General features: G+C 63.6%; 17 protein-coding genes. 4 read left to right on the top strand and 13 right to left on the bottom strand.

Annotation, left to right across the window (positions count from 1 at the left end; translation table 11 throughout):
• Window positions 1-203: 203 nt before the first annotated feature.
• From BC443_RS13340 to dksA, 7 genes are all read right to left on the bottom strand, one after another.
• Window positions 204-692, bottom strand: coding sequence for a GNAT family N-acetyltransferase (locus BC443_RS13340; protein WP_083387400.1), 489 nt, complete (start codon window positions 690-692; stop codon window positions 204-206).
• A complete protein-coding gene (panC, locus tag BC443_RS13335; RefSeq protein WP_071232327.1) occupies window positions 685-1560 on the bottom strand; it encodes a pantoate--beta-alanine ligase in 876 nt (291 codons plus the stop codon). Before panC ends, BC443_RS13340 begins: the two co-directional genes overlap by 8 nt.
• A complete protein-coding gene (panB, locus tag BC443_RS13330; protein WP_071232326.1) occupies window positions 1560-2351 on the bottom strand; it encodes a 3-methyl-2-oxobutanoate hydroxymethyltransferase in 792 nt (263 codons plus the stop codon). Before panB ends, panC begins: the two co-directional genes overlap by 1 nt.
• A gap of 174 nt (window positions 2352-2525) precedes the next feature.
• On the bottom strand, window positions 2526-3023 hold the full coding sequence (gene folK, locus BC443_RS13325) for a 2-amino-4-hydroxy-6-hydroxymethyldihydropteridine diphosphokinase (RefSeq protein ID WP_071232325.1): 498 nt from the start codon (window positions 3021-3023) through the stop codon (window positions 2526-2528).
• The gene (gene pcnB, locus BC443_RS13320; protein ID WP_071232324.1) at window positions 3016-4446 is read right to left on the bottom strand and encodes a polynucleotide adenylyltransferase PcnB; all 1431 of its coding nucleotides are present in this window, start codon (window positions 4444-4446) and stop codon (window positions 3016-3018) included. The genes folK and pcnB overlap by 8 nt, the downstream gene beginning before the upstream one ends.
• Window positions 4447-5409: 963 nt before the next feature.
• Window positions 5410-6300 (bottom strand): tRNA glutamyl-Q(34) synthetase GluQRS, encoded by an 891-nt coding sequence (gene gluQRS / locus BC443_RS13315; protein ID WP_071232489.1) that lies wholly within the window; start codon window positions 6298-6300, stop codon window positions 5410-5412.
• Window positions 6301-6393: 93 nt separating this feature from the next.
• On the bottom strand, window positions 6394-6831 hold the full coding sequence (gene dksA / locus BC443_RS13310) for an RNA polymerase-binding protein DksA (protein ID WP_071232323.1): 438 nt from the start codon (window positions 6829-6831) through the stop codon (window positions 6394-6396).
• A gap of 257 nt (window positions 6832-7088) precedes the next feature.
• Between dksA and sfsA the strand changes: the two genes are divergently transcribed.
• Window positions 7089-7853 (top strand): DNA/RNA nuclease SfsA, encoded by a 765-nt coding sequence (gene sfsA, locus BC443_RS13305; RefSeq protein ID WP_071232322.1) that lies wholly within the window; start codon window positions 7089-7091, stop codon window positions 7851-7853.
• Here sfsA and metW read toward each other — a convergent pair.
• The 5 genes from metW to BC443_RS13280 form a co-directional block, all read right to left on the bottom strand.
• Entirely contained in the window at window positions 7850-8446 is a 597-nt protein-coding gene (gene metW / locus BC443_RS13300) for a methionine biosynthesis protein MetW (RefSeq protein ID WP_071232321.1), read from the bottom strand. The two genes, sfsA and metW, sit on opposite strands and share 4 nt — an antisense overlap.
• Window positions 8446-9603 (bottom strand): homoserine O-acetyltransferase, encoded by a 1158-nt coding sequence (locus BC443_RS13295; protein ID WP_071232320.1) that lies wholly within the window; start codon window positions 9601-9603, stop codon window positions 8446-8448. Before BC443_RS13295 ends, metW begins: the two co-directional genes overlap by 1 nt.
• A 165-nt stretch (window positions 9604-9768) precedes the next feature.
• On the bottom strand, window positions 9769-10359 hold the full coding sequence (locus BC443_RS13290) for a YggT family protein (RefSeq protein WP_071232319.1): 591 nt from the start codon (window positions 10357-10359) through the stop codon (window positions 9769-9771).
• A gap of 13 nt (window positions 10360-10372) precedes the next feature.
• A complete protein-coding gene (proC, locus tag BC443_RS13285; protein ID WP_071232318.1) occupies window positions 10373-11212 on the bottom strand; it encodes a pyrroline-5-carboxylate reductase in 840 nt (279 codons plus the stop codon).
• Window positions 11213-11267: 55 nt separating this feature from the next.
• Complete coding sequence (locus BC443_RS13280; RefSeq protein WP_071232317.1) at window positions 11268-11978, bottom strand: YggS family pyridoxal phosphate-dependent enzyme; 711 nt, start codon at window positions 11976-11978, stop codon at window positions 11268-11270.
• Window positions 11979-12018: 40 nt separating this feature from the next.
• On the opposite strand from BC443_RS13280, the gene BC443_RS13275 reads away from it, so the two are divergent.
• Both BC443_RS13275 and BC443_RS13270 read left to right on the top strand, forming a co-directional pair.
• Complete coding sequence (locus tag BC443_RS13275; protein ID WP_071232316.1) at window positions 12019-13053, top strand: type IV pilus twitching motility protein PilT; 1035 nt, start codon at window positions 12019-12021, stop codon at window positions 13051-13053.
• A gap of 34 nt (window positions 13054-13087) precedes the next feature.
• Entirely contained in the window at window positions 13088-14221 is a 1134-nt protein-coding gene (locus BC443_RS13270) for a PilT/PilU family type 4a pilus ATPase (RefSeq protein ID WP_071232315.1), read from the top strand.
• A gap of 29 nt (window positions 14222-14250) precedes the next feature.
• Here the strand turns inward: BC443_RS13270 and BC443_RS13265 are convergent, their stop codons facing one another.
• Window positions 14251-15366 carry an anhydro-N-acetylmuramic acid kinase gene (locus BC443_RS13265; protein ID WP_071232314.1) on the bottom strand — a complete coding sequence of 372 codons (1116 nt, stop codon included), beginning with the start codon at window positions 15364-15366 and terminating at the stop codon, window positions 14251-14253.
• A gap of 148 nt (window positions 15367-15514) precedes the next feature.
• Between BC443_RS13265 and tyrS the strand changes: the two genes are divergently transcribed.
• Window positions 15515-16714: a tyrosine--tRNA ligase gene (gene tyrS / locus BC443_RS13260; protein ID WP_071232488.1), complete on the top strand. Its 1200-nt coding sequence runs from the start codon at window positions 15515-15517 to the stop codon at window positions 16712-16714.
• The last annotated feature ends 193 nt before the right edge of the window (window positions 16715-16907 follow it).

Below are 16907 nucleotides of genomic sequence, written 5' to 3'. Positions count from 1 at the left end.
GGGATGCAGAGAAGGGTGGTTCCCTTTTCCAATCCCGTAACGCCGCATGACGCCATTTGCCGCGCAACCCGAAGGGCCGGGCCAGTTTTTGCACGGTGCTGCGTTATTCGTCGTTCATTTGAAATGGCCAAACTACTCTCCTCATGTCTTGCTCCGCGCAAAAACTGGCTCCGGTGCGGCCGTGCATGAAACGTCAACAGACCCTAAAGGTCGGTATTGTCGACATCCGTGACAAATTGTCTCAGCTGCATGGGCTGAATGCCACGCGTATCGACCGCGCCCTGTTCGACGAAGCCCAGGCGATGATAGAGATCGATCGCGGGCTGGTTGTCGGTGAAGACATTGAGCGTGACGTGCTCGGCGCGACGCTGCCGTGCTTCCGCCAGTAGCCGGCGACAGAGTGATTCGCCCAGCCCGCGGCGCCGATGGGCTGGCGAGACGATGATGCGGGCCAGATGGTAGTGGCGCTCGCCCTTGATGACGAGCTGGCCGAAGGCGACCGGCTCGCGTTCCGCGACGAGGCAGAACGAAGGCAGGCCGCCGCCGTCGATTTCCCGCCACAGCGTGGGGCCGTCCGTCGGCCACGACAGGCCGGGTCCGGCCCAGCGTTCGAGAGCCTTCGGTGACTCGACCCATTCGGCGATAGGCGTCAGATCCGTCGGCAAGGCCGGCCGCCAGTGCATGTCAGCCATGGCGCGTGCCGGCTTCAGGGGAGGGAAGCGTGACGGCGAGGTTGTCGATCAGGCGTGTCGAGCCGAGATGGACCGCGCCCAGCAGCCGGCCTTCGTCATGCCTGGCAGCGTCGAACGGCGCCAGCGACGGCCCCCTGAGCTCCAGGTAGTCGAGCCGAAAGCCGGCCTCCTGCAGCGCTTGCCCGGCTTCCGCCAGGGCGGCAGCGGGCGACTGGCCCCGGGCCAGCGCGTCGCCACAGCGTGACAGCGTTCGGTAGAAGACCGGTGCCAATGCCCGGTCGCTAGAGGAGAGATAGCCGTTACGGGAGGAGAGCGCGAGGCCATCTTCGGCACGAACGGTGGGGACGCCGACGATCTCGATCGGGAAGTGCAGATCGGCGACCAGCTTGCGGATCACCGCTAACTGCTGGAAGTCCTTCTCGCCGAAACAGGCGATATCGGGCTGGACGAGATGAAACAGCAGGGAAACCACCGTGGCGACGCCATCGAAGTGACCGATACGGGTGCCGCCGCAAAGCCCCTCGGAGACATCGGGCACGTGAACCTGGGTCTGCGTCTCCAGCCCGTTGGGGTAGAGCGTCTCGACGGCGGGGGCGAACAGCAGGTCGCAGCCGCGCGCCATCAGCAGCTCGCGGTCACGGTCGAGCGTGCGCGGGTACTGGCCGAAATCCTCGCCGGCTCCGAACTGTAGCGGATTGACGAACAGTGTGGCGACCACGACATCGGCCAGCGATCGTGCCCGGTCCACCAGCGTCAGATGGCCTTCGTGCAGATTGCCCATGGTCGGTACCAGCGCGACGGATCGCCCCGCCATGCGGTGCTCCTGCAGCTGCTCGCGCAGCGGCGCAATATCGTGCAGCGTCTGCATCAGAAACAGTGCTCCTCGGCCGGGAAACGGCGGGACTTGACCGCTTCGTCATAAGCGCGGAACGCGGCTTCGATGCTCTCCTGGCCCGCCAGGAAGTTCTTGACGAAGCGAGGCACGTAGCCGCTGTTGAGCCCCAGGGTGTCGTGCATGACCAGGATCTGGCCATCGACGTCCGGCCCGGCACCGATGCCGATGACGGGCACGCCGACGGCCTCGCGCACTGCACGCCCCACGGCCCGGGGCACGCATTCGAGCAGGATGACGGCGGCGCCAGCTTCCACCAGCTGGCGCGCGTCCGCGACGATACGTTCGGCATCGTCGGCTGCCTTGCCTTGCACCTTGAAGCCGCCGAGCTGATGAACGCTCTGCGGCGTCAGGCCGAGATGGGCGCAGACCGGCACGCCGCGACGGGAGAGTTCGCGAATGCCGTCGGCCATCCACGCCTCGCCCTCGATCTTGATCAACTCGGCGCCGGCGCGCATCAGTTCGCCGGCATCACGCAGCAACTGGCCGATACTGGCGTTGCTCATGAACGGCAGGTCGACCATCAAAAGGCTTCGCTGCTTGCCCCGCGCCACGCAGGCGGTGTGATAACGAATGTCCTCGAGCGTCACCGGCAGGGTACTGGCATGGCCTTGCAGCACCATGCCCAGCGAATCGCCGACCAGCAGTACATCGATCCCGGCGGTATCGGCACAGCGTGCCAGGGTGGCGTCATAGGCGGTCAGGCAACTGAAGGCTTCACCACGAGCCTTGCAGTCGCGCAGCGTATCGAGGGTAACGCGCTTCATGCTCTCTACTCCCAAGGAAGACTAGTCCCGCTCGCGGACAAAGCGTCCATGTCGCAGTGGTAGGGATGGACGGCGACATGACGCCCCCGCAATGGCAATGCGGAGCAGAGTGTAATGGGTTGTCGACAAGACGCAACACGACGTTGGCGGCACGTGAGGCCCATGACGATGGGGTCAGTCGTGCAATCGACTCAGCGTCTGGTCCGTGAGGCGTGCGGCAAGCGCCAGCGGCGTTTCGCCATCGAGAGATAGCGTCGGGGCGATTTCGGCGAGAGGCTCGAGCACGAACCGGCGACGCGACATTTCGGGGTGAGGAAGCGTCAGGCGTGGCGTGTTTTGCTGTAGGCCCGCGTACCAGAGGAGATCCAGGTCCAGCGTACGCGGCCCCCAGTGGCGCTCGCGTATCCGTCGATGACGTTGTTCGAGCGCCTGGAGCTGATCGAGCAGCGCCAGCGGTGAAAGCCGGGTACGGATGGCGGCAACGGCGTTGATGAAGTCCGGCTGATCCTGAGGACCGATGGGGGCGCTGGCGTAAAGGGAGGAGTGCGCGACGCATTCGCTCAAGGGCAGCGACGCCAGGGCCGAGAGCGCCCGCTCGAGCTGATCCCGTGGCGCTTCGAGGTTGCTGCCCAGGCCGATGTAGGCCAGGGCATGATGCTCGCGCTCAATCATCCAGCGTCGGTGGTGTCGGCTTGTTGGTCGGACGCCGGCGTTTGCGCGGACGGCGTCGGCGCGGCTTGGGCGTTGGTCCGGCCGGATTGCCGCCATCGGTATTCGTCAGCAGCTGGCGCTGACCCTCTTCGTCGGCCTGCTGGAACTCGGTCCACCATTCACCGAGCCCCGGCGCCAGTTCGCCGGCTTCCTCTCGCAGCAGCAGGAAGTCGTAAGCGGCGCGGAAGCGGGGATGCTCCAGCGTCTGGAAGACTCGACGGCCCCGGCGGCGGGGCAGCTGCTGCTGAAGATCCCAGATATCGCGCATCGGCATGCTGAAGCGCTTGGGTATCGAGGTGTGCTGCAACTGGCGGCTGATGACCTGTTGCGCGGCGGCCTGTTGGGCCGGGACTGCCGGCAGGTCCTGCTCGTGGGCGACACGCAGGGTGCGTTGCTGTACGCAGGGCCACAGCAGGGCGCCGAACAGGAAGGCGGGTGTTACCGGGCGCTCCTGAGCGATACGGGCATCGGTATTGGCCAGCGCCTGCTCGATGAGCTTGACCGCCCAGGGATGCTCTTCGAGAACCTCGTCGCTTTCCGGGAACAGCATGGCGAACAGGCCGTGTTCGCGCAGCACCCGGAAACTCTGCACCGCATGGCCGGAGAGGAACAGCTTGAGCACTTCCTCGAACAATCTTGCCGGGGGGATCTGCAAAAGCAGCGGCGCCAGCTCGCGAATCGGCGCTTCGGTCTCTTCGGCAATGCGGAAATCGAGCTTGGCGGCAAAGCGCGCGGCTCGCAGCATGCGTACCGGATCTTCGCGGTAGCGCGTCTCCGGGTCACCGATCAGCCGGAGTACGCGGTCTTCCAGATCCTGAAGGCCGCCGGTCCAGTCGTGAATGGCAAAGTCGGTGACGCTGTAATAGAGCGCATTGACGGTGAAGTCGCGACGAATCGCGTCCTCTTCGACGCTACCCCAGACGTTGTCGCGTAGCAGCAGGCCTTCATCCGACTGCTGGCTAAGGTTGCCGGTATGCTCTTCGCCGTGGCGGCCGCGGAAGGTGGTGACTTCGATGACTTCGCGGCCGAAACGCACATGTACGATACGAAACCGCCGGCCGATGATGCGCGAGTTGCGAAACAGCTGGCGCACTTCGTCCGGCGTGGCATTGGTGGCGACGTCGAAATCCTTGGGGCGGTTGCCGAGCAGCGAGTCGCGAATGCAGCCGCCGACCAGGTAGGCGTCGTAACCGGCGCCGTTGAGCCGATAAAGCACCTTGAGCGCGCTCTCGCTGAGGTTCTGGCGCGAGACATTGTGTTCGTCGCGAGGCAGGACTTGTCGGGTGGGCGTAGTGTCTTCGGTCGCTGACGCGGATTCCGGGCCGAAGAGCGTCTTCAAACGTTCACCGGGACGCTGGAGAAAACGGGAAAATCCTTTGAACATGCGGCGAAATCGACTCGCAAGGTAGCAAAACTCCAGTGTAGCGGAGCCCGGAAGGCTTGCAAAGGCAGCGAGGTCCGCGTCTTTGCCCAGGCTGCCGGCTTTGCGTCGCCAAGGTGGTCATGGAGCAGGCGGCAGTAGGTCGCCACGGAACGGACGATAGTAGATAGTAAAAGGGGAGGCCCGATGGGCCTCCCCTTAAGATACTTCGCAACGTCCATGCCGCTTCTTCTTGTTCGTGATGGCGCATCGCCTTGAATACGCACCACAGTCGCTGAACGATAGTGCAGTCACTGGCTTGTCGTTGTCAGCCTTGCTGTGTAGCGACCACCTCGTATTCAAAACAATAATCCAACCACGACAGGCAATGCCCTTTCTCGGTTCTTGTTGTTGTTCCGAGAAGTCTTCGGATCACGGGGAGGCTTGTTGTTGTTGCCCCGTCGATGAAGAGCGTCGCGTCCTGATTTTGCGTCGGCTCGAGAACGATTGTTGTTGTTCGTGTTCTCGTTCGCACCTGGCTGATCTTGTTGTTGTTGAGCCAGTGGCGATCTGCCTTCCTAGTTCGAGTGCCATGTTGTCGTTGTTATGGGCACTTCGGGAATCTCGATCGACGGTTGTCGTTGTTGGGGCCGATCGTTATCCGCTGTTGTTTTTCTTGTCTTAGTTACTGCACTCGCCGTGCCACTCCGTATTTTTCTTGTTGAGATCAATAACTTGTATTTATCCGGTTGTGCCAATGCCATGGGGTGAGCCGGGTCATGGCGGGCCCGATGATTCATGAGAGAGCATCCGAGACCGAACATGCCTATTTGTGGTGCATCCCCCTCCACGGCGCAATGGCGACAGGGTGGCGCAAAACGGCGCGATTTTCGCTTAGACAATAGTCTTCAATCGAAGGGTGAAGTGGCTTTCAGCGGTCTGGAGCGAGGACGTCGGTTGCGATGGAGACATGAAAAGCCGCCTGGATCAGCGATAGTCGCGGGTCGGCCTTGCTGACAGTTTCTCGGGCGCCCAGTGTTGGCAGGCATGTGCCAGTTGCCGGGAAACCGGCGCCTCGCGCAGCTCGGATGGCGGCTGCTGGTCCAGCAGCTGTAGCGCCCGGTGAAGCAGCGGAGGGGCAAGCTCGGGCTGATGGGGGATGGCGGTCGCAAGATTCTGCTTGGAGAGTTTCTGGCCGTCCTCTCCCAGAATCAGCGGCAGATGCAGGTATCGTGGTTCCGGATACGCCAGTGCCGCCTGAAGCTGACGCTGCCAGGGAGTGTTGTCGAGCAGATCGTAGCCGCGAACGATATCGGTAATGCCTTGGTCCGCATCATCGACCACCACGGCGAGCTGATAGGCCCAGAGGCCATCCTTGCGCTTGATGACCACGTCGCCCTGAAGCGTCGGGTCGTGGCACTGGTAGCCGAACAGCCGGTCCTGCCAGATCACCGGTTGAATGCCCTTGTCGGTGCGCAGTCGCCAGGCCTGCGGGCGTTCGGGATGCCGTGGACCCTGGCGACACCAGCCCGGATAGTGGCCGTAATCCTGCCACTCCCGGCGCGAACAGCCACACGGATACGCCATGCCGTCGGCGACCAGCCGATCCAGCACCGCCTGGTACGCCTCGCCACGATCGCTCTGGTAGCGGACTTCGCCGTCCCACGTCAGGCCGAATGCTTCCAGTTGGCGGCGAATGATGTCGTCGGTGCCGGGCGGGCAGCGTGGCGGATCGATGTCCTCGATTCGCAGCAGCCAGCGGCCGCCGACAGCCCGGGCGTCGAGCCAGCTACCCAGGGCGGCGACCAGCGAACCCAGGTGCAGTGGCCCCGAGGGCGTGGGAGCGAAGCGTCCGATGTAGCGTTGGGGGGAGATCATGGATGTCAGCGGCAATCGATATCCAGAAGGGAAAAAACAAAACGGGCACCGATGAGGGTGCCCGTCGTATGGGACTGCGTCCGGAACGGCTGCTCAGCCGCCGAGCTGCTTCTCCTTGAGCTCGGCCAGAGTCTTGCAGTCGACGCATAGGGTGGCGGTGGGGCGCGCTTCGAGACGGCGGATGCCGATCTCGACGCCACAGGCTTCGCAGAAACCGTAATCGTCTTCGTCGATCTTCTCGATCGTTTCGTTGATCTTCTTGAGCAGCTTGCGTTCGCGATCACGGGTACGCAGTTCCAGGCTGAACCCCTCTTCCTGCGTGGCGCGATCGGCAGGGTCGGCGAAGTTGTTGGCCTCTTCCTGCAAGTGGCGAACCGTACGGTCGACCTCTTCCATCAGATCCTGTTTCCAGCCCAGGAGGATCTCACGGAAATGCGCAAGTTGCTTTTCATTCATATACTCTTCACCCGGCGCCGGCTGGTACGGGGTGAATTGGCTAGGCGCTTCCGTTTTCTTTTCCGCTACTGGCATGGGGGCTGCCTCGTTACGCAAGTGTCGTGACGCGTTTGATCTGGCCGAGAATCGGCCGGGGCAGCGTCTGCTACTGCCCGAAGCCATGCTTATTTAGCGAAAAAGCGGCCAATTTGCAACCAAATGGACGCTTTATTTTTCTCATCCCCGGCCGGAAATTCGGGAGTCGAGCCGTGCTCTCCGGTATGCGCCGGCAGCGCCCCGCCCTCTTGATGAACCGGCTCTTCCGAGCCCCATGCTTTCTGGATCGACACCGTATGCGCTATCCCGCTCTCGTCCCTGGCGTCCTGTTGCGACGCTACAAGCGATTCCTGGCCGATATCGAACTCGAGGAGGGGCGCGAGGAGGTCGTGGCGCACTGCCCCAATACGGGCTCCATGCGAGCCGTCAACGTGCCGGGCTGTCGCGTATGGCTTTCCGAGAGCACCAATCCTGCCCGCAAGCTGGGCTGGACCTGGGAATTGATCGAGCTGCCCGATGGCAAGGGCGGCGTCGAGTGGGCGTCGGTACATACGGGGCGGACCAATGCGCTAGTGGAAGAAGCGCTGCACGACGAGATCATTCCGGAGCTGGCGGGCTTTGACGAGCTCAAGCGGGAGGTCGGCGTCGAGGGTGCCAGGCTCGATTTCCGGCTGCGGGATGCGAATGCGCGCGACACTTTCGTCGAGGTCAAGCAGGTCACGCTCAAGGAGAACGACGGCCATGGCTATTTCCCCGACTCGATCAGCGAGCGGGGCCGGCGTCATCTCGAGGTGCTCGCCGAACTGGTCGACCAGGGGCACCGTGGCGTCCTGCTGTTCTGCGCGGCACACACGGGCATCGACGATGTGGCACCGGCGGCGCATCTCGATCCGGCCTATGCGCAAGCGCTGCGAGCGGTGGCCGCCCGCGGGGTGGAGGTGCTGGCTTATGGCTGCCGGGTGACATGGGCCGAAGGGCGACCCGGCGCGATGACGCTGGACCGCCGGTTGAACGTGGACCTGGAGCGATGCTGGCCCGGGAGCGAGGTCGAATCGCGCTAAAGTCCGCGGCGGACACGGAAGATCGCCGTTTCGCCGAACAGATTGGGCCAGAGCCGCGATGTCCAGTGGCCCTCGTGGTCGGCGCTGCCGACCGCTTCGTCGACGATGGTGACGCCCTTGTCGCGGCACAGACTGGCGAAGTCCTGAAACGTCGACAGGTGGATGTTGGGCGTGTCGTACCAGGCGTGCGGCAAGGAGCGCGAAACCGGCATGCGACCGCGGAAGGTCAGGTGCAGACGATGCTTCCAGTAGGCGAAGTTGGGGAAGGCGATGATGCACTCCGGGGCGACCCGCAGCATCTGGTCGAGCATGGTGTCCGGTCGACGCAGTACCTGTAGCGCCTGGGTCATGATCACCAGATCGCAGGCATCGTCGACGAAGTTGCCCAGGCCGTCATCGAGGTTCTGTTCGAGCACGCTGACGCCCTTGCCCAGGCAGGCGGCGATGCCGTCGGGGTCGATCTCCAGCCCATAGCCGGTGACGTTCTTATGACGAGCCAGCGCCGCCAGCAGCGTGCCGTCACCGCACCCCAGGTCGAGAACGTGAGCGTTGCTGGGAACCCAGTCGTAGATCAGTTGAAGATCCGCACGCATCAGGCTGTCTCCCCGGTGATGTCGGCGTGGATGCGCCGCATGTAGCTGCCGAAAACCGCTTCGTACTGGTCGTTGGGTAGCAGGAACGCATCATGGCCGTGGGGCGAGTCCACATTGACGTAGCTGACCGCCTTGCCCGCTCGTAGCAGGGCGTTGACCAGTTCCCGCGAGCGCGCCGGCGCGAAGCGCCAGTCGGTGGTGAAGCTGACGACCAGGAACGGGCACGTCGCCGGCGCCAGCGCTGCCGCCAGGTCGCCATCGTGCTGCCCGGCAGGGTCGAAGTAATCCAGCGCCTTGGTCATCAGCAGATAAGTGTTGGCATCGAAGCGGGTCGAAAAGGTATCGCCCTGATGACGCAGGTAGGACTCCACCTGGAACTCCACGTCGTAACCGAAATTCAGCTGATCGCTGCGCAGGTCGCGGCCGAACCGCGACCCCATCGAATGTTCCGACAGATAGGTGATATGGCCGATCATCCTGGCCAGTTTCAGGCCGAGCTTGGGAATCGCATCGTGGTCCGCATACCAGCCGTCATGGAAATCCGGGTCCGAACGGATCGCCTGTCGCGCCACTTCGTTGAAGGCGATGTTCTGCGCCGACAGCCTTGGCGTGGCCGCGATGACCGCGGCGTTGGCGACGCGCTCCGGGTAGGCGATCGTCCATTGCAGCGCCTGCATGCCGCCCAGACTGCCGCCGACGACCGCAGCGAAGCGCTCGACGCCGAGCCGGTCGGCCAGGCGCGCCTGGCTGTGGACCCAGTCTGCCACTGTCATGACCGGAAACGTGGGCCCCCATTGGTGGCCGGTCTGCGGGTTGATGCTGGCGGGGCCGGTGCTGCCGTGGCAGCCGCCCAGGTTGTTGAGCGAGACGACGAAGAAGCGATCGGTGTCGATCACCTTGCCGGGGCCGATATAGGCGTCCCACCAGCCGGGTTTGCGCTCGTCGATGGTGTGGTATCCCGCCGCATGATGGTGGCCGGAGAGCGCATGACAGATCAGAACCGCATTGCTGCGGTCGGCATTGAGTGTGCCGTAGGTCTCGTAGACCAGCTCGAAGCGTTCGAGCGTCTTGCCGCAGGCCAGGGCCAGCGGCGACTCGAACGCGGCGATCTGCGGTGTGACCAGACCGACGGAGTCGGCGGGGAAGGAAGCGGACATGAAACGGAATAGTCTCCAGGTTCAACCAGGACTCACGGTCAGGACTCACGATCGATAGCTATCGGTGCGTCCGCACGCCGCCAGCTGCGATCCGGCAATGACCCGGACGTATCTGGCCGGATCATTGCCGAGTGTATCGCTGACGGCGGTAACGGCGGGCGAGCGCTAGAAGCCGACCAGGGCGCCCGGCAGGCCGGCAGCGCGCGCCAGCGAGCCTACGACGACGCTGTCGAGCAGATTGATGGCGATGAACACCACGATCGGCGACAGGTCGATCATGCCCAGCGGCGGAATCACGCGGCGCACCGGCGCCATGATCGGCTCGACGATCTGCATGACCAGCAGCGCGCCCGGATGGTTGGCGCGCGGTGCCACCCAGCTCAGGATGATCATGATGATCAGCGCGAAGAAGTAGATCTTGAGAATCGCGTTGAGCACGCCGGCGATCCCCGCCAGCAGCAGGCCCTGAAGCGGGGGCATGCCGAAGCCGGCGATCTGGAAGACGGCGATGATCACGATGACCTTGAGCAGAAAACCGACGAACAGCGTGGCGATATCGATACGGCCGACGGGACGCAGAATCCTCTGGACCGGCGCGACGACCGGCTGCGTTGCCTTGACGATCCCCTGGCTCATGGGGTTGTAGTAGTCCGCCTGCGAAAATTGCAGCAAAAAGCGCAGCATCAGCACAAACAGATAGATGTTGACCAGCGTGTTGACCAGCATCAGGCCGGCGCTTCCGAGGTTACTGCCCATGACTTTCTCCTAGTTACTTGTCCGCCAGCTCACGCGACAGCTCGCGGGCGCGTTCGGCGCAGGCTCGAGTGGCGCGACCCACGATATCCGCCAGGCCCGCTTCCTCGAATGCCTGGATCGCACGCTCGGTGGTGCCGTTGGGGGATGTGACGCGTCGGCGCAGTTCGGCGGGATCGAATTCGCTCTCCCGCGCCATCTTGGCGGCGCCGAAGGCGGTCTGCAACGCCAGCCGGCGAGCGCTCTCGGCGGACAGGCCCAGTTCGACGCCGGCTGCTTCCAGCGATTCCATGAACAGGAAGAAGTAGGCCGGGCCGCTGCCGGAAATGGCGGTGACGGCTTCGATCTGAGCTTCCTGCTCGACCCATTCGACCAGGCCTACCGATTCCAGCAGTTCGGTGGCGAGTCGGCGCTGAGCATCGCTGACCCGATCGTTGGCGTAAAGGCCGCTGGCGCCCGCACCGACCAGCGAGGGCGTGTTGGGCATGCAGCGGATCAGGGCCAGGCCGCCGCCCAGCCAGCGATCCAGCGTCGCGGCGTCGAGCCCGGCCGCCACCGAGACGATGAGCGGGCGACGCGCCTGGACGGATTCGCGTAGCGACAGGCAGAGGTCGCGCATCATCTGCGGCTTGACCGCCAGCACCACGACATCGGCCTCTTCGATCGCGGCCAGATTGTCCTGCATCGTGCGGATGCCGTAGCGCTGACTGATGGCGTCGCGCTTTTCCTGACTACGCGACGTGGCGACGATGGCCTCGGCGGGATAACCGCTGTCGAGCATGCCGCCGAAGATGGCGCTGGCCATATTGCCGGCGCCGATGAAGGCGATACGGCTGGGCTGGGGCGAGTCGGTCATGGCAGATCCTTGAGAGTAGTCATGTCGGTCTAAGAAGAGGCGGGCATCGATACCGTCAGCTTCTGAAAGGGGGGCGGCTGCCGAAGATGGCGGTACCCAGGCGAACGATGGTGGCGCCCTCCAGGATGGCGGCTTCCAGATCGTTGCTCATGCCCATCGAAAGCGTGTCCAGGGGCGCGTCGGGGAAGCGCTGCTGCAACTCGGCCAGCGCGCTGGCGACCTGGCGAAAAGCGTGACGCTGCTGCTGCGGATCGTCGCTGGGCGCAGGCAGTGCCATCAGCCCGCGCAGGCGCAGGTTGGGCAGCGACAGCAGCGACTCGGCGAGTGCCGGCAGGGCAGCGAGGTCGACGCCCGACTTGCTCGATTCGCCGCTGACGTTGAGCTGCAGACAGACATTGATGGCCCCCAGTTCGGCAGGGCGCTGCTCGGAAAGGCGGCGCGCGATCTTCTCGCGGTCGACCCCATGCACCCAGCTGAAATGCTCGGCCACGTCGCGAGTCTTGTTGGATTGCAATGCGCCGATGAAATGCCATTCGATGTCGTCGAGATCGGCCAGCGCCTGCTGTTTTTCCAGCGCTTCCTGCAGATAGTTCTCGCCGAAGGCGCGTTGACCGGCCATATAGGCCTGACGCAGCATGTCTGCAGGTTTGGTTTTGCTGACAGCAAGCAGGCGGGCGGCGTCGTTCGGGCGATCGGCCGCGGACAGCGCAGCTCGAAGGCGCTCGCGGGCGCTTGAGAGAGACTCGGACACCGAGGCTTCTGGCATACTGTATGAAGACCTTACGCAGGGGATCGAATAAAAACCCATGGATATTACCGAACTGCTGGCGTTCTCGGCAAAGCAAGGCGCCTCCGACCTGCACCTTTCGGCGGGATTGCCTCCCATGATACGGGTCGACGGTGACATGCGTCGTCTCAACGTGCCGGCGCTCGACGACGGCCAGGTGCGTCGTCTGATCTACGACGTCATGAATGATCGACAGCGCCGCGACTTCGAAGCCGCGCTGGAAACCGACTTTTCTTTCGAAGTCACCGGTGTATCGCGTTTTCGTGTCAATGCGTTCACGCAAGGGCGCGGCGCCGGCGCGGTCTTCCGTACCATTCCCAGCAATGTCATGACGCTCGACGATCTCGGCCTGGGGGATGTCTTCCGCCGGTTGTCGATGCTGCCGCGCGGCCTGGTACTGGTGACGGGACCGACCGGCAGCGGCAAGTCGACGACGCTGGCGGCGATGATCGACTACATCAACAGCAATCGCCAGGAACACATCCTCACGATCGAGGACCCGATCGAATTCGTGCACGAGAGCAAGCGCTGCCTGATCAACCAGCGAGAGGTGCATCGCGATACCAAAGGCTTCGCGCCAGCGCTACGGTCGGCGCTGCGCGAGGATCCGGACGTCATCCTGGTGGGCGAGCTGCGAGATCTGGAAACCATTCGGCTTGCATTGACGGCGGCCGAGACCGGGCATCTGGTGTTCGGCACCCTGCATACCACCTCGGCGGCCAAGACCATCGACCGGATCATCGATGTCTTCCCCGGCGACGAGAAGGGCATGGTGCGTTCGATGCTGTCGGAATCTCTGCAAGCGGTGATCTCGCAGACGTTGCTCAAGCGCGAGGGCGGTGGCCGTGTCGCGGCCCACGAGATTCTCGTGGCCACCTCGGCGATCCGCAATCTGATTCGGGAAGGCAAGGTCGCACAGATGTATTCGGCGATTCAGACGGGCGGCGGCCTGGGCATGCAGACACTGGATGCGGCGCTGTCCCGATTGGTGACGGATGGTGTGGTGACGCGCCAGGAAGCCCATGCCAAATCGCGTGCCGGGCTCGATCAATGAGTTCGTGCCCCGGAAGCCGGTATCAGGACATGACATGACCCCCTCTCAATGGTTTGAACAACTCCTCGACATCATGCTGGCCAAGCAGGCTTCGGACCTGCTGATCTCTACCGGTGCGCCTCCGTGTCTGAAACTGGATGGCAAGCTGGTGGCGCTGGGCGATGTGCCGCTGCAACCGGATCAGGTACGTGAGCTGGTCGCCATCGCCCTGCCCCAGGGGCGTCGGGAGGCGTTCGAGACGGAGCATGAGGCCAATTTCGCTCTGAGCCTGAGCGGCAAGGGGCGTTTTCGCGTCAGCGCCTTCTTCCAGCGCAGCCAGCCGGCAATGGTCGTTCGGCGGATCGCTTTCGATATTCCCGATCTCGAATCGCTGGGGCTGCCGGAAGTGACGGGAACGCTGGCTTCCATTCGACGCGGGCTGGTGCTGGTGGTCGGCGGGACCGGCAGCGGCAAGTCGACGACGCTGGCGTCGATGATCCAGCACCGCAATCGGACGGTCGGCGGCCATATCATCTGTATCGAAGATCCCATCGAATACATGCACCCGCACCAGCGTGGCATCATCAATCAGCGGGAAGTGGGTATCGATACCGAGTCCTACGAAGTCGCGCTGAAGAACGCCCTGCGCCAGGCTCCCGACGTGATCGTGATCGGCGAGATCAGAAGCCGCGATACCATGGAGCTGGCGCTCAGCTTTGCCGAAACCGGGCATCTCTGTCTGGCCACTTTCCATGCCAACAACGCCGACCAGACGATCGAGCGCATTCTCAGTCTGTTCCCGCCGTCCCGGCAGGAGCAGATCGGGATGGACCTTTCGCTCAACCTGCGCGCTGTGGTCGCTCAGCGGCTGCTGCCGCGTCAAGACGGCTCCGGGCGCTGCTTGGCGACCGAGGTTCTGCTCAAGTCCCCCTTGATCAGCGAATTGATCCGGCGCGGTGAGGTGGGGGAGTTGAAGGACCTGATGCGGCGCTCCCGCGAGCTGGGCATGCAGACCTTCGACCAGGCGCTCTATGAACTCTATCGGCGCGGGGATATCAGTGAGGGGCTGGCGCTGGCCCATGCCGATTCGGCCAATGACCTGCGCATGCTGATCAAGTATGGCGAGCGCCATCTTCTCGGGGATCGAGGGGACGATGGCACACGATTTTCACTGGTCGACGATCAGTAGCGTCCGGTCTCTTCCCACGCGCTACCGGCTCAGGGCGCGTAGATGCCGCCCAGAACGCGTGGGCCGCTGGCACCGGTAACCTCCGGCAGATTGCCTGGCAGGCGTTGTATCCGTCGCCAGGCCAGCCACGCGAAAGCGCCGGCTTCCAGCCAGTCGGCCGACCAGCCGAACGCATCGCACTGGCCTATCGAGACGCCGGGAAGATGTATCGCCAGACGCTGCATCAGATGGCGGTTGCGCGCGCCGCCGCCGCAGACGATCAGATCCGTGCGATCGGGCTCGATAAAGGGGTGCGCGGCCTGCGCGACGCTGACGGCGGTCAGCTCGGCCAGCGTGGCCTGGACGTCGGCCACCGCTTCGTGCCCGGATAGCCGTGTTTCCACCCAGCCGAGATGAAACAGCTCCCGCCCGGTGCTCTTGGGCGGTGTGGCGGTGAAATACGGCTCGTCCAGCAGGCGCTCGAGCAGATGGCGGTCGACGTTGCCGCTGGCGGCCCAGTTGCCGTCTTCGTCGATCGGGCCGCCTCGATGCCGGGCGTGCCAGGCGTCGATCAGCAGGTTGGCCGGCCCCGTGTCGAAGCCGATGACCGGCAGCGATGCGCCCGAAGGACCCAACCGCGTCAGATTGGCGATGCCACCCAGGTTGAGGATCAGCCGGGTACGGACGGTGTCGGTAAACAGTGCCTGATGAAAGATTGGCGCGAGCGGCGCCGCCTGGCCGCCGGCCGCCATGTCGCGGCGGCGGAAATCGGCAACGACCCGGCAACCGGTCAATTCGGCCAGGCGACTGGGATTGTCGAGCTGGTAGGTAAAGGGGGCATCTGCGTAGGGGGCGTGCTCGATGGTCTGGCCGTGGCTGCCGATGGCCGTGATGGCATCGGGTGTCAGGCCGTGGCGCTGCAGCAGCTGACGCACGGCTTCGGCCTGATGGTCGCAGAACGCACTCTCCGCTGCTCCCAGGGCGGCGAAGCTCACCTGCGATGCCTGGGTCAACTCGAGCAGCGCCGTCCTGAGTTCGGCGGCCAGCGGTAGACACAAGGCGTCGATCAATCGCGGGCGTTGGTCGCTCTCGTCATCGATCTCTACCAATGCCGCATCGATGCCATCCAGGCTGGTGCCGGACATCAAACCCACGAACAGTGACATGAAGCTCTTCCTCGTCGTTGTGAAGCAGTGGCGTGAAGCGGTGACCTGACGTCGCGGCACGGTCCGGTGTGGCTCAACGAATATCAGAGACTCATGCTAAGATTGCCGCCTTTCAAGCTCGATAGCGTTGGTAATGGAGACGGATACGATGGCCGAGGTCGATGAAGCGCTGGCGCTGATCAAGCGCGGCACGCAGGAGATTCTGATCGAAGATGAGCTGGTGAAAAAGCTCGAATCCGGTCGCAAGCTCCGTATCAAGGCTGGCTTCGACCCCACGGCCCCGGATCTGCACCTGGGGCATAGCGTACTGTTGACCAAGATGCGCCAGTTCCAGGACCTTGGCCACGAGGTGATCTTCCTGATCGGCGACTTCACCGGCCGGATCGGCGATCCCACCGGCAAGAACGTCACCCGCAAGCCGCTCACCGAGGAAGAGGTCAAGACCAACGCCCAGACCTATCGCGAGCAGGTCTTCAAGATTCTCGATCCCGACAAGACCGAAGTGCGCTTCAACGCCGAATGGTTCAGCGAGATGTCGGCGGCCGACATGATCGAGCTCGCCGCGCAATCCACCGTGGCGCGTATGCTGGAACGCGACGACTTCGAAAAGCGCTATCGCGGCGGTCAGTCGATCTCGATTCACGAGTTTCTCTATCCGCTGGTGCAGGGGTACGACTCGGTCGCGCTGAAGGCAGACATCGAGCTGGGCGGCACCGATCAGAAGTTCAACCTGCTGATGGGCCGTGAAATCCAGAAGCATTTCGGGCAGGAGCCGCAGGTGGTCATCACCATGCCGCTGCTCGAAGGGCTGGATGGCGTGCAGAAGATGTCCAAGTCGCTGAACAATTACATCGGTGTCGACGACACGCCAGGCGTGATGTTCAACAAACTGGTGTCGATGCCGGACAGCCTGATGTGGCGCTACTTCGAACTGCTGTCGCTGAAGTCCAACGAGGAGGTCGAGGCGATCCGCCAGGATATCGAGCAAGGCGCCAACCCGCGCGACATCAAGATGCTATTGGCGCGGGAGCTGATCGCCCGCTATCACGGGGAAGAAGCGGCCGCCAATGCGCACAAGGCCGTGGGCAACCGACTGGCGGAAGGTGAGCTGCCCGAGGACTTGCCGGAAGTAGAGGTCGATTTCGAAGGCGCGGCGCAGGCGCCGATTGCCGCCGTGCTCAATCGCGCCAATCTGACCAACAACAGCGCCCAGGCCAAGGACATGCTCGGCAACGGGCGGGTCAAGGTGGATGGCGAGGTCGTCGCCAAGGACACCATGCTCGAAACCGGCAAGAGTTACGTGATTCAGGCTGGCAAGAAGCGGTATGCCCGCGTCACCCTTGGCTGACGCGAATTGCTGATGCCGCTGAAACGCCCGCCCCGCGCGGGCGTTGTCGTTTTTGCCGGGCACGGTTTTGACCGAATGCGCAAAAAGTGACAAACAACACTTGCCAAGCGGGCCGCTGGTCCGTAAAGTACGCATCCGCTGACGCCGAGACAGGGTTTCGGAGGCAGCGGAGAAGAAAGCCAAGCGTTTGATT

Origin of the sequence: Salinicola sp. MIT1003 (genome assembly GCF_001858555.1) — a bacterium.
GTDB lineage: Bacteria > Pseudomonadota > Gammaproteobacteria > Pseudomonadales > Halomonadaceae > Salinicola > Salinicola salarius.
Note: the sequence above shows the minus strand (reverse complement) of the source record. Positions and strands in the feature narration are given on the sequence as shown.

What these genes read in the sequence shown, in the direction of transcription:
- BC443_RS13265 (WP_071232314.1), bottom strand. Translation starts at nt 15,366, where the DNA reads ATGTCACTGTTCGTGGGTTTGATGTCCGGCACCAGCCTGGATGGCATC.
- BC443_RS13280 (WP_071232317.1), bottom strand. Translation starts at nt 11,978, where the DNA reads ATGCCAGAAGCCTCGGTGTCCGAGTCTCTCTCAAGCGCCCGCGAGCGC.
- BC443_RS13295 (WP_071232320.1), bottom strand. Translation starts at nt 9,603, where the DNA reads ATGTCCGCTTCCTTCCCCGCCGACTCCGTCGGTCTGGTCACACCGCAG.
- folK (WP_071232325.1), bottom strand. Translation starts at nt 3,023, where the DNA reads ATGATTGAGCGCGAGCATCATGCCCTGGCCTACATCGGCCTGGGCAGC.
- panB (WP_071232326.1), bottom strand. Translation starts at nt 2,351, where the DNA reads ATGAAGCGCGTTACCCTCGATACGCTGCGCGACTGCAAGGCTCGTGGT.
- panC (WP_071232327.1), bottom strand. Translation starts at nt 1,560, where the DNA reads ATGCAGACGCTGCACGATATTGCGCCGCTGCGCGAGCAGCTGCAGGAG.
- sfsA (WP_071232322.1), top strand. Translation starts at nt 7,089, where the DNA reads ATGCGCTATCCCGCTCTCGTCCCTGGCGTCCTGTTGCGACGCTACAAG.
- BC443_RS13290 (WP_071232319.1), bottom strand. Translation starts at nt 10,359, where the DNA reads ATGGGCAGTAACCTCGGAAGCGCCGGCCTGATGCTGGTCAACACGCTG.
- pcnB (WP_071232324.1), bottom strand. Translation starts at nt 4,446, where the DNA reads ATGTTCAAAGGATTTTCCCGTTTTCTCCAGCGTCCCGGTGAACGTTTG.
- metW (WP_071232321.1), bottom strand. Translation starts at nt 8,446, where the DNA reads ATGCGTGCGGATCTTCAACTGATCTACGACTGGGTTCCCAGCAACGCT.
- BC443_RS13270 (WP_071232315.1), top strand. Translation starts at nt 13,088, where the DNA reads ATGACCCCCTCTCAATGGTTTGAACAACTCCTCGACATCATGCTGGCC.
- tyrS (WP_071232488.1), top strand. Translation starts at nt 15,515, where the DNA reads ATGGCCGAGGTCGATGAAGCGCTGGCGCTGATCAAGCGCGGCACGCAG.
- dksA (WP_071232323.1), bottom strand. Translation starts at nt 6,831, where the DNA reads ATGCCAGTAGCGGAAAAGAAAACGGAAGCGCCTAGCCAATTCACCCCG.
- BC443_RS13275 (WP_071232316.1), top strand. Translation starts at nt 12,019, where the DNA reads ATGGATATTACCGAACTGCTGGCGTTCTCGGCAAAGCAAGGCGCCTCC.
- proC (WP_071232318.1), bottom strand. Translation starts at nt 11,212, where the DNA reads ATGACCGACTCGCCCCAGCCCAGCCGTATCGCCTTCATCGGCGCCGGC.
- gluQRS (WP_071232489.1), bottom strand. Translation starts at nt 6,300, where the DNA reads ATGATCTCCCCCCAACGCTACATCGGACGCTTCGCTCCCACGCCCTCG.
- BC443_RS13340 (WP_083387400.1), bottom strand. Translation starts at nt 692, where the DNA reads ATGGCTGACATGCACTGGCGGCCGGCCTTGCCGACGGATCTGACGCCT.